Origin of the sequence: Streptomyces resistomycificus, assembly GCF_001514265.1 — a bacterium.
Lineage (GTDB): Bacteria > Actinomycetota > Actinomycetes > Streptomycetales > Streptomycetaceae > Streptomyces > Streptomyces resistomycificus.
Genome location: NZ_KQ948994.1, coordinates 103,841 through 118,130, shown reverse-complemented (window position 1 = coordinate 118,130; position 14,290 = coordinate 103,841). Strand labels below are relative to the sequence as shown.

General features: G+C 71.3%; 16 protein-coding genes. 6 read left to right on the top strand and 10 right to left on the bottom strand.

Annotated features, from left to right (window positions below; all coding sequences use genetic code 11):
* Positions 1–48: 48 nt before the first annotated feature.
* Complete coding sequence (locus AQJ84_RS23435; protein WP_030038079.1) at positions 49–510, bottom strand: membrane protein; 462 nt, start codon at positions 508–510, stop codon at positions 49–51.
* Positions 511–574: 64 nt separating this feature from the next.
* Here AQJ84_RS23435 and AQJ84_RS23430 point away from each other — a divergent pair, with 64 nt between their 5' ends.
* Positions 575–1,273: a helix-turn-helix transcriptional regulator gene (locus tag AQJ84_RS23430; RefSeq protein ID WP_374935280.1), complete on the top strand. Its 699-nt coding sequence runs from the start codon at positions 575–577 to the stop codon at positions 1,271–1,273.
* 268 nt (positions 1,274–1,541) lie between these two features.
* Here AQJ84_RS23430 and AQJ84_RS23425 read toward each other — a convergent pair whose 3' ends face one another.
* The 5 genes from AQJ84_RS23425 to AQJ84_RS23405 form a co-directional block, all read right to left on the bottom strand.
* Positions 1,542–2,309 (bottom strand): alpha/beta fold hydrolase, encoded by a 768-nt coding sequence (locus AQJ84_RS23425; RefSeq protein ID WP_030038081.1) that lies wholly within the window; start codon positions 2,307–2,309, stop codon positions 1,542–1,544.
* A 199-nt stretch (positions 2,310–2,508) separates the two neighbouring features.
* Positions 2,509–4,734: a protein translocase subunit SecD gene (gene secD / locus AQJ84_RS23420; protein WP_225889138.1), complete on the bottom strand. Its 2,226-nt coding sequence runs from the start codon at positions 4,732–4,734 to the stop codon at positions 2,509–2,511.
* 57 nt (positions 4,735–4,791) lie between these two features.
* A complete protein-coding gene (locus AQJ84_RS23415; RefSeq protein WP_030038084.1) occupies positions 4,792–5,223 on the bottom strand; it encodes a hypothetical protein in 432 nt (143 codons plus the stop codon).
* Between the two features lie 101 nt (positions 5,224–5,324).
* Entirely contained in the window at positions 5,325–5,990 is a 666-nt protein-coding gene (locus AQJ84_RS23410) for a response regulator transcription factor (protein ID WP_030038085.1), read from the bottom strand.
* The gene (locus AQJ84_RS23405; protein WP_030038086.1) at positions 5,987–6,940 is read right to left on the bottom strand and encodes a HAMP domain-containing sensor histidine kinase; all 954 of its coding nucleotides are present in this window, start codon (positions 6,938–6,940) and stop codon (positions 5,987–5,989) included. Before AQJ84_RS23405 ends, AQJ84_RS23410 begins: the two co-directional genes overlap by 4 nt.
* Before the next feature lie 335 nt (positions 6,941–7,275).
* Here AQJ84_RS23405 and AQJ84_RS23400 point away from each other — a divergent pair, with 335 nt between their 5' ends.
* From AQJ84_RS23400 to AQJ84_RS23390, 3 genes are all read left to right on the top strand, one after another.
* On the top strand, positions 7,276–7,602 hold the full coding sequence (locus AQJ84_RS23400; protein ID WP_030038087.1) for a TraR/DksA family transcriptional regulator: 327 nt from the start codon (positions 7,276–7,278) through the stop codon (positions 7,600–7,602).
* Between the two features lie 49 nt (positions 7,603–7,651).
* The gene (locus tag AQJ84_RS23395; protein WP_030038088.1) at positions 7,652–8,023 is read left to right on the top strand and encodes a TraR/DksA family transcriptional regulator; all 372 of its coding nucleotides are present in this window, start codon (positions 7,652–7,654) and stop codon (positions 8,021–8,023) included.
* A gap of 106 nt (positions 8,024–8,129) precedes the next feature.
* Positions 8,130–8,750, top strand: a complete 621-nt coding sequence (locus tag AQJ84_RS23390; protein WP_030038089.1) for an Rv1733c family protein — start codon at positions 8,130–8,132, stop codon at positions 8,748–8,750.
* A 118-nt stretch (positions 8,751–8,868) separates the two neighbouring features.
* On the opposite strand, the gene AQJ84_RS23385 is transcribed toward AQJ84_RS23390, so the two are convergent.
* Positions 8,869–9,717: an alpha/beta fold hydrolase gene (locus AQJ84_RS23385; RefSeq protein WP_030038090.1), complete on the bottom strand. Its 849-nt coding sequence runs from the start codon at positions 9,715–9,717 to the stop codon at positions 8,869–8,871.
* Between the two features lie 91 nt (positions 9,718–9,808).
* On the opposite strand from AQJ84_RS23385, the gene AQJ84_RS23380 reads away from it, so the two are divergent.
* Entirely contained in the window at positions 9,809–10,270 is a 462-nt protein-coding gene (locus tag AQJ84_RS23380) for a MarR family transcriptional regulator (protein WP_030038091.1), read from the top strand.
* Positions 10,271–10,286: 16 nt separating this feature from the next.
* On the opposite strand, the gene AQJ84_RS23375 is transcribed toward AQJ84_RS23380, so the two are convergent.
* On the bottom strand, positions 10,287–11,027 hold the full coding sequence (locus tag AQJ84_RS23375; protein WP_053190980.1) for a TioE family transcriptional regulator: 741 nt from the start codon (positions 11,025–11,027) through the stop codon (positions 10,287–10,289).
* Positions 11,028–11,096: 69 nt separating this feature from the next.
* On the opposite strand from AQJ84_RS23375, the gene AQJ84_RS23370 reads away from it, so the two are divergent.
* Positions 11,097–12,302, top strand: coding sequence for an erythromycin esterase family protein (locus tag AQJ84_RS23370; protein ID WP_030038092.1), 1,206 nt, complete (start codon positions 11,097–11,099; stop codon positions 12,300–12,302).
* A gap of 7 nt (positions 12,303–12,309) precedes the next feature.
* On the opposite strand, the gene AQJ84_RS23365 is transcribed toward AQJ84_RS23370, so the two are convergent.
* The gene (locus AQJ84_RS23365; protein ID WP_030038093.1) at positions 12,310–12,972 is read right to left on the bottom strand and encodes a response regulator; all 663 of its coding nucleotides are present in this window, start codon (positions 12,970–12,972) and stop codon (positions 12,310–12,312) included.
* Positions 12,969–14,096, bottom strand: coding sequence for a sensor histidine kinase (locus AQJ84_RS23360; protein WP_030038094.1), 1,128 nt, complete (start codon positions 14,094–14,096; stop codon positions 12,969–12,971). The genes AQJ84_RS23365 and AQJ84_RS23360 overlap by 4 nt, the downstream gene beginning before the upstream one ends.
* Positions 14,097–14,290 lie beyond the last annotated feature (194 nt).

The following is a 14,290-nucleotide window of genomic DNA, read 5'->3' as shown; positions in this document are numbered from 1 at the left end:
CCCTCCCCTCGGCGCGGGCGGCCCGGAAGGCACGCCCGCCGGGGGTGATCAGCGCGAGTCGCGCCCGTGCAGTGCTCCCGCCTGCCGCTTGCCGTGGTAGCGCTCGGCGAGGCGGCCGAGTGCGACGGCGCCGAGGAGGAGGCCGAAGTCGCGCAGCGCGATGTCGTAGTAGTCGGGGATGGTCAGGAGGTTGACGATGATGCCGGCCAGCCAGCCGGCCACCAGCCAGGCTCCGAAACGGGGTGCGAGGGCCACGGCGACACCGGCCACGATCTCGATCACGCCGACGGCGTACATGGCCGCCTGACCGCTGCCGGGAACGAGGTCGTTGACCCACGGAGCGAGGTAGGCGGGCCAGTCCACGAGCAGGTTGGCGAACTTGTCCAGCCCGAACAGGATCGGCGCCACCGTGAAGGCGGTGCGCAGGATCACGAACGCCTGATAGCCGGGATCGGCGAACAGCGCACGCCGCGGGGTCGCGGACGTGGCGCTGGTGGTTGCGGAGGACATGAGAACCACTCCCTCTATCGACAACTCTCGTTATTTATAGAAGCTCGGAACTCTTCTTTAGTCAATGGCTGTGGGTTTTACACTGGTGTTCGTGGACGACACGAGGGAAGTACGCGATGCCGATGTCTCCGCGGTCGCCGCTCTGGATGAGCCGACGCGCAGGAGGCTGTACGACCATGTGGTGCGTCAGCCCGGTGCCGTCAGCCGGGACGAGGCTGCCGCCGCGCTGGGGCTGGCGCGGCAGACCGCGGCGTTCCATCTCGACCGCCTCGCCGATGAGTCCCTGCTCGACGTGGTCTACGAGCGACGCAGCGGTCGCGCGGGGCCGGGAGCGGGCAGGCCGGCCAAGCTGTACCGGCGCTCGGCGAAACAGTTCGCGGTCAGCCTGCCGGACCGGCGCTACGAGCTCGCCGGGCGACTCCTCGCCCAGGCCGTGGAGGAATCCGGGGCGACCGGTGAGCCGGTGCAGCAGGTACTGCACCGCAAGGCCGAGGAACTGGGCACGCAGCTCGGCGACATGGACGGCGCAGGCCTTCTCGACCTGCTGGAGCGGTACGGGTTCGAGCCACGGCACGACGACGGCGCGATCGTGCTGGCCAACTGCCCCTTCCACGCCCTGGCCCGTGAGCACACGCGGACGGTGTGCGGCATGAACCTGCACCTGCTGCGCGGTGTCCTCGGCGGGCTGGGCGAGACCGGCTACGAAGCGTGTCTGTCACCCGGACCGGGCCGGTGCTGCGTCCGGTTGGAGCCCGCCGCCTGATCGCCTCAGGCGACAGGGCTGGGCCGTGCCCGCGTCGGCGAAGGGCTCTGCTCCTGCCGATCGGCCGTGCGGCCCTGCCCGCGGGCCCGCCGTGGCAGCCGTGGCAGGCCGGTGGTGTACGGCCGGCCGCGGCGCGGGCGCGGAAGACGGACCGGACCGGGCGCCCTCGCGGTGGCGCGGCTCATCTCCGCAGGCGCCGCATACACGACAGTGCCGGGCGGCGGCATGCCTCCTGGGCCCGATGCGCAGCCTCACCCGAGACCGCCCCTCAGGCCGCTGTCCTTACCGCTCGGCCGAGGTGCCGGGCGAAGAACCGGACCGCGCCGTCGGCCTCGAACCTGGGCAGTTCCTTGTGCCTGCCCGCGTTGGCGTGCAGCGTCTTCTCCGTCGAGGCGAAGGCGTCGAACAGGGCGAGTCCCGACTCCCGTGGGATGTGCTCGTCGTCCCACTGGAGCATGTACTCGATCGGGATGGTGATCCGCTGCGCCTTCTCGGCCAGCGCATCGGGCCAGTGGAGACCGAAGACCGCGGCGGTGATCCTGGGATCGGCCGCCGTCAGCGGCACCCCGATCGCGGTGCCCATGTTCAGGCCGAAGTAGCCGACCGGCCCCTCGGTGCCGATCTCCGGAAGCGCCTGGAGGGCGTCCAGCGCCTCCTGCCACTCGGGTACGGCGCGCTCCGCCAGGTGGGCGTTGTAGCGGACGACGATCGGGCCTTCCGGCTCGCCCGCCTCCCGCGCCCGGTACAGCGCGGCGATCTCCTGCTCGTCGTACGCCGTACGCGGCCGGTCACCGTGCCCGGGCGCGTCGATGCAGGCGACGTGGAAGCCGCAGCCGGACACGAGGAGATGTGCACGGCCAGTCATCGCCGGCCACTTCTTGTGCGTGCCGCCACCGTGCCCCAACAGCACCAGGGGCGCCCGGTCGGCGTCGGCGGATGCGGGCGACCAGAGCACGCCCGGAATCCCGCCCACGGTGAAATCGCGCTCGACGACGCCGTTCGACGTGGTCTGCGCGGTGAACTGCACAGAATGCATGGGGTGTTGCCTTTCGGGAGTGCCTTTTCGTCGGGGCACTCCCGGCGACACCTACGCCAATCGCCGGACCGTGACGACGAGGGGGAGCACCCTTGCGAACACAGCGTTCATGGGTCTCACCTCCCTGGGCGGGGTCACGGTCAGCTGCAAGCTAGCAGCCCGATCGGCACCCCGCCCAACCCTTTTCCCTCTCACACGATCAGAACTTCGTACGGCCCTGGGTGCGTTGGTGCAGTTGGATGGCCAGCGGTGTGGCCGTGAACATCGAGGAGTAGGTGCCGACCACGAGGCCGACGAGGAGGGCGAGGGCGAAGTCCGTCAGGGTCTCGCCGCCGAGGACGGCCAGTGCGGTGAGGATGAACGCCGCGCCCATGCCGGTGTTGACGGTGCGGGGCAGGGTCTGCAGGAGCGCCTCGTTGGCCACGCGGGCGAGGGGCGCCTTGCCGTCGCGGCGGCCGAGTTCCCTGATCCGGTCGAAGACGACGACGGAGTCGTTGACGGAGTAGCCGATGACGGTCAGCAGCGCGGCCAGGAAGACGCCGTCGATGGGCTTGCCGAGCCACGCGAAGATGCCGATGAGGATCACGACGTCGTGCGCGAGGGCGGCGACCGCGGAGGTTCCCAGCAGCCAGCGGAAGCGTGCCGCGAGATAGACGAGCTGGGCGCCGAGGGCGACGACGAGGGCGATGAGGGCGCCCTGGCGGAGTTCCTTGCCGAGGCTCGGACCGATGGCTTCGTCGCGGATCTTGTCGGCCTGGTGTGTCAGGCCGGTGATGGTGTCGGTGACGGTCGCCGCCTGGGCGTTGCTCAGCTGGTGGGTGCGGACGGTGAACTGGTTGTCGCCGGAGGTCTGGACGACGGCCCGGGGGAATCCGGCGTCGGCGAGCGCGGTGCGGGCCCGGTCGGGGTCGACGGGGGTGGCCGTGGTGTATTCGATGAGGCGGCCACCGGTGAACTCGACGCCGAAGTCGAGACCACGCACAGCGATGCCGGAGGCGGCCAGGACCAGGACGGCGGCGGAGGCGGCCAGCCACCGGCGCGGGTGGCGCATCAGGTTCGGGTGGGTGCGGGTGAGGCGGTCGCGGACGGTACCGGTGTGGGCGATGCCGGTGAGGTGGGGGTGGCGACGCAGGCGGGGACGGGCGACGGCGTGGTCGGCGAGGGCACGGGTGATGACGAGGGCGCTGACCATGGAGGCGAGGACGCCGATTCCCAGCGTGACACCGAATCCGCGCACGGGTCCGGAGGCGAGGAAGAACAGCAGGCCGGCGGCGATGAGGGTGGTGATGTTGGAGTCGGCGATCGCGCTGAAGGCCTTCCGGAATCCGACGGTCAGGGACGACCGTGGGGTGGGACGGTGGCGCGAGGCGTACTCCTCACGGGCGCGTTCGAAGACGAGCACGTTGGCGTCGACCGCCATGCCGATGGCCAGGACGAACCCGGCGAGGCCGGGCAGGGTGAGGGTGGCGCCGAGGGCCGCGAGGGCCGCGTAGGAGATGAGGCCGTAGCAGGCCAGGGCCACGGTGGCCAGGGCGCCCACGAGCCGGTAGACGGCGATGATGAACAGCGAGGTCACAGCGGTGCCGATGACGGCGGCCCAGGCACTGGCGGTGATGGCCTCAGCGCCCAGGGTGGGGCCGACGGTCCGCTGCTCGATGGTCTCGACCGGCACCGGCAGGGCGCCGCCGTTGACGAGCAGGGCCAACTCCTTGGCTTCGCTGCTGTCGAAGGTTCCGGTGATCTGGGTGGAGCCGCCGCTGATGCCCGACCGGCATGCGACGGACGGGTCGACCTGCGGCGAGGAGACGATCTTGTCGTCCAGGACGATCGCCACCCGGCGGGCCGGGTCCCCGGCCGGGTGGCAGGCCGCCTCACCGGTCAGGCGGGCCCATCCGTCCCCTCCTGATCCCTTGAAGTCGACGGTGACGTGCCATCCGGTGCCGCTCTGCTGGTCGAGGCGGGCGGCCGCCTTCTCGACGTCCTTTCCGGTCATGGAGGCCGCCTCGAGGCGCAGAAGTCGGCCTGATTCGTCGGCCATCACCTGCTGGTGGGATCGTTCGGGCAGCGGGTCGTCGGCGCCGGCCGCGGTGCCGAGTACCTGGTGGAAGGTGAGCTGGGCGGTGCGGCCGAGTACGTCGGCCGCCTCCCGGGGGTCCTGCAGGCCGGGCAGTTCGACGACGATCCGGTCGGTGCCGGAGCGGGCGATGGTGGGTTCGGCGACGCCGAGCGCGTCGATACGGCCGCGCAGCACCTCCACGGTGCGGTCCGTGGTCTCGGCGCCGGCGTCGGTGTCGGCGGTGGGGCGGGTCTCCAGCACGATCTGGGTGCCACCCCGCAGATCGAGTCCGAGGTGGACGGGCACGGTGAGCGCGACGTACAGGGACAGGACGACAGCAGCGAGGGCGATCAGCCCTCTGATGGGCATGGATCGGTTCACGGTGGGCCTCCGGCAGGCACACCGCGGCCAGCACAGTGGCCGCGGTCAGGAAAGGAGAGAAGAGATGTGGGTGCCGGAGAGGGAAGGCGGGGCCCGCACGCCGTGACAGGCCGCCGGTTGCCGCGAGCGAGGCGGGCGGACCGCCGACAGCGGGGTTCGCGCGGACTGGAGGAGGCCGACCGCGGTGCGACTCGGCTCGTCGGGGGCGGGGACCGGCGGAACATGACGCTCGCCGGTGACGTCCCGTTGGATCAGGACGGCGGCGGTGCAGACCACTGGGTCCGCGTGCTTCACGAACGGCTTGCACGGTGCCGACGTGATCTCGGCGGCGGACACCGCGCCACTTGGCGCATGAGGGTGCGAACTGCCGAGCACAGGCGGGCTGAGCAAGGCGACGAGGACGGCGAGCAGGGAGAGGAGAGCCGCCACCGGACGCGGTCCGACCGCGCGCGGGACGGTGCGCGTGCAGCGTGCCATGCCACCGTCCCCCTTCCGTGTCGGCGGTCCGCCCTGAGCAGCCCGACGTTTCACAGCCCCGGGTGGCAGTATGCAGCCTGAGCCCGCGTCAGTCAGCCGGATCAGGCTTCGATGAGCCCGGCGCGGATCGCGTAGCGGGTGAGCTCCAGCCGGTCACGCAGGCCGAGTTTGTGCAGCAGGTTGGCCCGATGCCGGTGGACGGTCTTGATGCTGATGAAGAGTATCCGGGCGATCTCCTTGGAGGAGTGGCCCTCGGCCACGAGCTTGAGGACCTCCTCCTCACGCGCGGTCAGCACCTGGTCGGGCGGCTCCTCGCCGTGGCGGACACGGTCGAGGTAGTTGCGGATCAGCGCGGTGACCGCGCCGGGATACAGGAACGGCTCGTCGCGCATGGCGGCCCGGCATGCCGCCACCAGGTCGCGGTCGGCCACGGACTTCAGCACGTATCCGCTGGCGCCCGCCTTCAGCGCCTGGAAGAAGTACTGCTCGTTGTCATGCATCGTCAGCATCAGCACCCGCACTTCGGGCTTCAGCGCGACGAGTTCGCGGGTGGCCTGCAGGCCGGTCATCCGGGGCATGGCGATGTCCATCACCGCCAGGTCCACCTCATGGGTGCGGGCCAGGTCGATGGCCTGCGCGCCGTCCCCGGCCTCGGCGACGACCTCGAGGTCCGGCTCCCGGTCGAGGATGAGCCGCACCCCGCGACGTACCAGCGCGTGGTCGTCGGCGAGCAGGATGCGGATCGCGGGTGTGTCGGGCGTGGTCATGGCTGCTTCCTGAGGAGTGGCACGGTCAGCCGGACCGTCGTACCGGCCTGCGGCTGGGAGGTGACGTCCAGCGTGGCCCCGATCAGCAGAGCGCGCTCGCGCATGCCGCGAATTCCCGCTCCTTCGCGCGCGACGCCGGTTCCGCGGCCGTCGTCGACGACGGCCAGCACCACCGCTTCCCCGGCGTGCTGCAGGCTCACCTCGACCTGGCCGGCCTCGGCGTGGCGGGCCGCGTTGGTCAGGGCCTCCTGGGCGACGCGGTACAGCACCAGTTCCGTCTGCTGGTCGAGGACGGGCAGGCCGGTGTCGAAGCGGCGCACCACGCGCATGCCGACATGGGTGGCGAACTCGGTGGTCAGCGAGGTCAGGCCACTGACCAGACCGAGGTCCTCCAGCACGCCCGGCCGCAGCCGACGCACCAGCCGACGCACCTCGTCCAGGCTCCCCCGGGTGATCTCCTGGACCTGCCGCAGTTCACCGCGCAGGGGCTGGTCCGCCTCGTCGGCGGCCCGCTCCAGCGACAGCAGGATCGCGGTCATGCTCTGGCCGACCTCGTCGTGCAGTTCCTGGGCGATGCGGCGCCGCTCGGCTTCCTGGGCGAGCAGGACCCGGGCACTGCTGGAGGCCCGTTCGTGTTCGAGGCGCTCCAGCATGGCGTTGAACGTGCGGATCAGTTCGGCGGTCTCGGCGCGGCCGTGCTCCGGCAGTCGTTGCCCGGGCCGCAACAGGTCGACGGTGGCCATCAGCCGGGTGAGCCGGTCGAGCGGGGCCAGGCCGATCCGCAGCAGGGCCGCGTTGGCCACCAGCATGACGGCCAGGCCGGCCACGAGGATCACCGCCTCGGTCAGCACCACCGGCACGGAAACGGTCACCGGAGCCCACAGCAGCAGCGCGGTGGCGCTCCCCAGCACAACCGCGTTGAGCGCGAAGATCCGCCAGAACAGGGACACCGGGATGACGCCTTCCTCTGCGTGACACGGCTGTGTCTCTACTGTCGGTCACCGCGCACCCCGAGCGTGAGCTGCGGCCACTGGTCTCGACCGGCCTGCCGCCAGCGTGCCCGCTCCCGGCTCCACCGTCGATGGGCTCCAGTACCCATTTCCCGGACCTGGCCTGCCCACCCCGCGATGGGCTCCGGGTCACGCCGGAGATGGGTATCGCGCCCGATGGGTTTCGCGCTGCGTCGCGGCCACGGTGGAGACACGGACCGCCACCCGTGATTCCCGGCCCTCGTGCCCCTCTGCCCTGCCCGCCGCGACCCGACCAGTCGAAAGAAGGACCCGCCATGTCGCTCGACACGTCCCCGACCGAAACCCGCCCGGAGCGACTGACGGCACACGAGGCCCGCCGGCGCCTCGAACACGAACGTGCCACCCGCCTCACCCAACTCCAGGTCATCGACGAGAGCGGGCCTGACGCGGAGGAACAGGTGATGGCCGCGCAGAAAGACACCATCCAGCGGGTCCTCACGGAGGTCGAGGCCGCCTTCGCCCGCGTCCGGGACGGCAGCTACGGCGTCTGCCGGAACTGCTCCAAGCCCATCCCTGTCGAACGCCTGGAGATCCTGCCCTACACGCGTTTCTGCGTCCCCTGCCAGCGCGCCACCGCCTGACAGCCGTCCGTCCGACCTCCGTCTCCCGCCCTGCCCGAGGGGTGAACCGGTGAACCATCAGACCATCGACGACCGCCACACGACTCTGTCGATCGAGGACCTCGCCGCACTGCGCGAGAACCTGCACGAGCAACGCGTCTTCCGCAAGGAACAGCTGCAGCAGCTCTCAGCAGCCGCCACGCCCCGCACCGACGCGTTCCTCGACCGGCAGGCCACCTCGCAGATCGAGGTCCGCGTCAAGCTCGCCGCCTCCGCCCGCATGGTCCTCGCCGACGTCGAAGCCGCGCTCACCCGGATGGACCAGGGCCGCTACGGCACCTGCCATCTGTGCCGAAGGCCCGTCGGCCGCGAACGCCTGATGATCGTGCCGCAGGCCCGTTACTGCGCCCGCTGCCAACAGGTGAGGGAGGCCGGCCGGTGACCACCCCGCCCAGGCCCCGACCCCGTGCCCGCACCGGGCCTCGGCAAGCGCCCGGTGAGGCTGCCACGCGCCCTAGCGCCCACGCACATACGGAAGGAGAAGCACCGTGGTCCGCGCGACACCCCCGGCCCACCCTCCCGAAGGCCCCCCGCGCGTCCTGCTGTGGCGATGGCGGCGCAACCCCCTGCGCCGCCGAACGGATCTCGCGCAGGCATGGATCGCCGTCGCCCTGATCCTGGCCGTGCCGGCCGCCACCCTCACCGCCATGTTCCTGGTCGGCGACACCGCCTACCGCCACCACGAGGCGACCGCCCAGCACCAGGCCGCCACCCGGCACCACACGACCGCCGTACTGCTCGACGGCTCCCCCCGTCACCCGGAACCGGGATCGGACGAGGCGAAGAAGGCGCTGTACCCGGTCCCCGTCCGCTTCACCGACCCCCGGGGACTCACCCGCACCGCGGAAGCCGACGTCGAGCCCGCCCTGCCCGCCGGCAGCACCGTCCGCGTGTGGATCAGCACCGAAGGAAAGGTCACCGACCCTCCCCTGACCGCGGAACAGGTCCGCGACCGCGCCGTGGGCTACGCCGTCCTCGCCACCCTGGCCGTCCCCCTCCTCGGCGTCGCCGCGTACGGCTACGCCAACCGCAGACTGGAGCGGCACAACCTCGCGCGGTGGGAAGCGGCTTGGGCGGATACCGCGCCCCGGTGGACCACGTCTCGCTGAGCCGCCGGCCCGCCATCCTGACCCCCGGAACGGTGCTCCATGCGCAAGTCCTTGGTTCTGGCAGCCGACCCCGTCCACTCGATCGCGCCCCCCGACGATGTGAGCGGGTCACCCCGGTTCAGGGCTTGGCGAGGAAGTCCAGGAGCACTCCGTCGAGTTCGGCGGCTCGGGTGAACGGGATGCTGTGGTGCGATATGCCGGGGAGTACGGCGGTTTCGGCGTCTGGCAGGTCCCGTCGCGCCGCCGCCTCCACACGCCGAACGTCATGTGCCCTGCTGTCCCCCGCGAGCAGCACCAGCGTGGGGACCGTCGAGCCCCGCAGTCGCCGGGGCCGCGGGCGTCTGCCGACGACGACCTTCGTGTGCGGGAACTCGGCGGCCCGTGCGTACAGCTCCAGCCACGCGGGGTCGACATCGGCGCCGTCGGTCTCCCAGGCGATGAACGCGCGGGCCCGTCGGGCGGTGGGCCGGATGAGGGTGGGGAGGGCGCGCAGCAGGTACGTGGCCCTGAATCCGGCGAAGCACTGGGTGGGGTCGAGGAGAGCGAGCTTGCGGACCCGGTTCGGCGTACGCAGCGCACAGGTGAGGGCGATCCAGGCGCCGTAGGAGTGGCCGCACAGGTCGGTGCTGCGCAGGCCCAAGCCGTCGAGTACGCCGTCCAGCCAGTCGAGGAGGTCGTCGACGGACCGGACGGGACGGTCCCCCGGCCGGCTGCGGCCTGCCTCACCGATCCGGTCCACGGCGTAGACGCGTCGGGTGCGACTCAGGTCGCCCACGTTGGCGAACCACACCGCCGAGGTGGCCCCGCCACCGTGCAGCAGCACCAGCGGCTCGCCACCGGCGGGGCCGCACGCGGTGACCCGGGTCGTGCCGTACTCGGACGTCAGGTCCATCCGGTCGACGGGCACGGGCCATTGGTCCAGGACGGCGTCGTACGCCGCCAGGAAGTCGGTCAGGTCTTCTGCCATGGGACACCCTCGGAGAAATAGGTCGCTGAGCAAGTATCTCGCCGAGCGAGATACTATGTGGGTGGGATCGATCCCGGAAGGGCGGAGTGGAATGGTTGAAGGAGAACCCGGGCTGCGGGTCGTGCATCAGCTACGCGCCATCACCGTCGAACTCGACCTGCTCGGAGCCGAGTTCGCGCAACGCAACGGCCTGCACCCGACCGACGTCCGTGCCCTGATCTGCCTGCTGGACGCCGCTCGGGCGGACACACTCGCGACGCCCGGCTGGCTCGGGAGACAGCTCGGCCTGAACTCCGCGGGCACCACGGCCCTCGTCGACCGACTCGAGAGACTCGGTCACGTGCGGCGCACACGCGACAGCCGCGACCGACGCCGTGTGCTGCTCGAGGTCGACGATCAGGCAGTCGCGCTCGGCCAGTCGTTCTTCGGTCCGCTGATCACAGAGGTCGTCGCCGCGACACGGGCCTTCTCCGGCACCGAGCTGGCGACGGTCGAGCGCTTCCTCCAGAACGTGCGCGAAGCCGTGGCCGAGCAGCGAGACCCCTCGGCCTGACTCACCCGAACTCTCCTCAGCGCTCGCGGAGGTACGCCTCCAGCTCCGCGGCCCCGGTCAGCATCGCCCGCCCACGGGCGGACAGCCGACCGTGCCAGTCACGCAGTGCGGCCTCCAGCGGCTCCAGCCCGCCGGCCGCCCGTACCCGCGCGATCAGCGGGGCGATCTGCTCCAGCAGATAGCCACCCCGCCTGAGCTGGTGGGCCAGCCGGGCGTCCCGTACGTCGGCCTGGTCGTAGACGCGGTACCCGGTCCGCGGGTCGCGGCGCGGCCGTACCAGCCCCGCGCCCTCCCACTTGCGCAGCGTCGCGGGCCGGATTCCGAGCTTCTCGGCCAGCGGCCCGATGAACATGCCGCCCGGCCCGGACACCGCACCCGGCTTCACACCCGGCTCGGGTGCCGTGACGGGCTCCAGGTCGCTCAGGGCGCTCTCCACGGCCTGGAGGGTCCGCCGGTCGTCGAGGAGTTGGGCGTGGCTCTCGTCGATGAGACGGAACGCCTCCTCGACCGCGCCCTGGTTCACGGCCCGCATGATCTCCGTCGCCGTCCGGTGGCCATGGCCGGGCAGCAGGGCGAGGAACGCGCGCAGGGCCCCCGCGTGCAGCGAGGTGTAGGTGCGGTAGCCGTGGGGCGTGCGACCAGCGGCCGGAAGAATGCCGGCCTCCTCGTAGTTCCTGATCGCCTGTGTGGACAGACCGTGCCCTCGCGCCAGGTCGACCGGCCTCAGCCGCTCACTGCTTTGAAGGTTTTGACCCATGCGATCCACGCTATCGCGGCGATGTCGGGAAAAAGTTTCAACCGAAAGTTCAACGATACCGTTGAAGGCATGGATGTTACCGACATCAAGGACACCGCTCGTGCCGTCGATGCTGCCGCCGTCATGAGGCTGCTCCCGGCCCGGCCTCGGCTGCTCGCCCTGGGCGAGCCCACCCACGGCGAGGACACTCTGCTCGACCTGCGCAACGACCTCTTCCGGCAGCTCGTCGAGCAGGAGGGTTACCGGACGATCACCATCGAGAGCGACTGCATGATGGGCCTGACCGTGGACGACTACGTCACTTCGGGCACGGGCACCCTCGACGACGTCATGGACAGCGGATTCAGCCACGGGTGGGGCGCGTCCGCGGCCAACCGCGAACTCGTGCGTTGGATCCGGGCCTTCAACGAAGGCCGCCCCGCGTCCGAGCGGCTCCGCTTCGCCGGATTCGACGGCCCGTTGGAGATCACCGGCGCCGCGAGCCCCCGGCAGGCCCTCACCGCACTCCACGACTACCTCTCGGCACGGGTGGGCGCGGACCTTCTCCCCTGCACCGCGGACACGCTCGACGGCCTGCTCGGTACCGACGACCGGTGGACCAACCCCGCCGCGATGACGGACCCTGCCCAGTCCGTGGGGCAGTCCGCCGAGGCCGGGAAGCTGCGGTTGCTCGCCGACGATCTGGTGGCGGTGCTCGACACGCAGACACCGCACCTGATCGCGGCGACCTCGCGGGACGACTGGGACCGGGCCCGCCTGTACGGGCGCACCGCGACCGGCCTGCTGCGCTACCACTACTGGATGGCCGACACCTCGCCGGTCCGCATGAGCCGGCTGGTGGGTGTGCGGGACCAGATCATGGCCCACAACCTCCTCGCCGTCGCCGAACAGGGCCCCGCACTCGTCCACGCCCACAACTCCCACCTCCAGCGGGAGAAGAGCTCGATGCGGATGGGCGGTACGGCGCTGGAGTGGTGGAGCGCCGGCGCGCTGGTGAGCGCCCGACTCGGCGAGGCGTACGCCTTCGTGGCCACGGCGCTCGGCACCATCCGGCACCAGGGAGTGGACACACCGCCGCCGGACACGGTCGAAGGTCTCCTGTACGCACTCCCGGAGGACCGCTGCGTCATCGACGCCGGGCGGCTGGCCACCGCCCTCGGCCCCACGCGGCCGTCCCACCGGGTATCCCCCTGGTTCGGCTACGCCCCGTTCGACCCGGCCCACTTGGCGGACAGCGACGGCCTCGTGTTCGTCAAGGACGTCTCGCGGAGTTAGTGCCCCGTCAGCGGTTGCGCGGGGCCACCAGCCCGGACTCGTAGGCGTGGATGACGAGTTGGGCGCGGTCACGGGCTCGGAGCTTCGTCATGGCCCGGTTGATGTGCGTTTTCGCGGTGAGCGCGCTGATCACCATGCGGGCGGCGATCTGGTCGTTGGAAAGGCCCTGCGCGACCAGGGCGACGGCTTCGCGTTCCCGGTTGGTCAGCTCTTCCAGCCCTGCGCTCGGGCCGGTGTGGAGTGGCTGGTCGACGTACCGGTTGATCAGCTTGCGGGTGATCGACGGCGCGAGCAGGACGTCGCCGCGCGCGGCGACGCGGACGGCGTGGAGGAAGTCTTCCGGCACGATGTCCTTGACGAGGAATCCGGCCGCGCCGGCGCGCAGCGCGTCGAACACGTACTGGTCGAAGCCGTAGTTGGTCAGGATGACGACGTGAACCCCGCTCAGGTCCGGGTCCGCGGCGATGCGCCGGGTCGTCTCGATGCCGTCGACGACGGGCATCCGGATGTCGATGAGAGCGACGTCGGGCAGGTGTTCCCTGGCGAGGGAGAGGCCCTCCTCCCCGTCGCCGGCCTCGGCCACCACCTCGATGTCGTCCTCCAGGTCGAGGAGCGCGCGGAATCCGCTGCGTATGAGTGGCTGGTCGTCGACCAGCAGGACACGGATCATGACGTCTGTTCCACGGGCAGTTCGACCTGGACGGTGAAGCCGCCCGTCTCGCGCGGCTCCGCTCGCAGCCGGCCGCCGAGGGCGGTGACACGTTCGCGCATCCCGAGCAGCCCCACGCCGGGCTCCGGGGCGGTGTCCGGTGTGGCCTTTCCGTCGTCGTCGACGCGTATCGCGAGAGCGTCCGGACGGCAGTCGATCCGGACCGATGCCGTTGCGGCGGAGGCGTGCCGGGCGATGTTGGTGAGCGACTCCTGAACGATCCGGTAGACGGTCCGGTCCACCGCGGCCGGCACGTCCTGTCGGTCTCCCTCGATCGTCAGTGTCGCGTCCAGGCCGGACGCACGGGCCCGTTCCACCAGTTCCACGAGGTGATCGAGTCCGCGAGGCGGAGCCGTGCTGTCGTCGCGCAGCGCCTCCAGTGTGGCGCGCAGTTCCCGGGAGGCCTCACGTCCGGCCTGCTGGATGGCCAGCAGCGCCTCCGGCACCTGCTCGCCCCGCCTGCGGGCCACGTGGACGGCGACTTCGGACTGCACCTTGATCACCGAGATCTGGTGGGTGAGGGAATCATGCAGTTCCCTGGCGATGTGCAGCCGTTCCTCGTCGGCACGGCGCCGCGCGGTCTCCTCCCGGGTGCGCTCGGCCTCGTCGGCCCTCCGCTCGGCCTGCCGCAACGCTTCCCCCGCGGCGCCCGCCGCGATCAGCCAGGCCAGCTCGAGGGCGCCCCGGGCCTGTGCGAAGGCCGCGCCCGTGTCGTGCGGCCCCGAAGCCAGGGCCGCGAGAGGCAGAACGGCCACCATGGTCACGCTCGCCACCACCGTGATGGTGCGGCGTCCCGCCCGTACGGCCGCGTACACCGCGAACAGGTACGCGACTGCGGGCACGTCGAAACCCACCGCCTGGTAGCCCACCGCACACAGACCGGTGACGGCCAGGACGGCGACCGGAGCACGGCGCCGCGCTGCGAGCCCCAGGCCACCGGCCGCCAGGAGACCGTAGCCGAGCAGGTCGCGGCCCGGGTCGGAGTGATCCCCTGACACCCCGGCGACCGCCAGAGTCGCCGCCACACCGACGGCGATAACCCAGTCCATGGCTCCTGCCGGGACACCGGACCGTCCTGTAGTCATGCGCGCACCCTAGCCAGATGCCGCCGCGGGCGAGTCCCACTCGCGGAGGAGCGGCCGACTACCGCGCCCGCAGTAGCTTCTGGGCGCCTGCCGCCGCTGCGGCAACCGCGGGTGTCCTCCGCGGCAGCGCGAAGTGCCTCCGGCTGCGGGACGACGAGGGGTGGGCCCGGCGGCCATGATCGGACGACATCCCG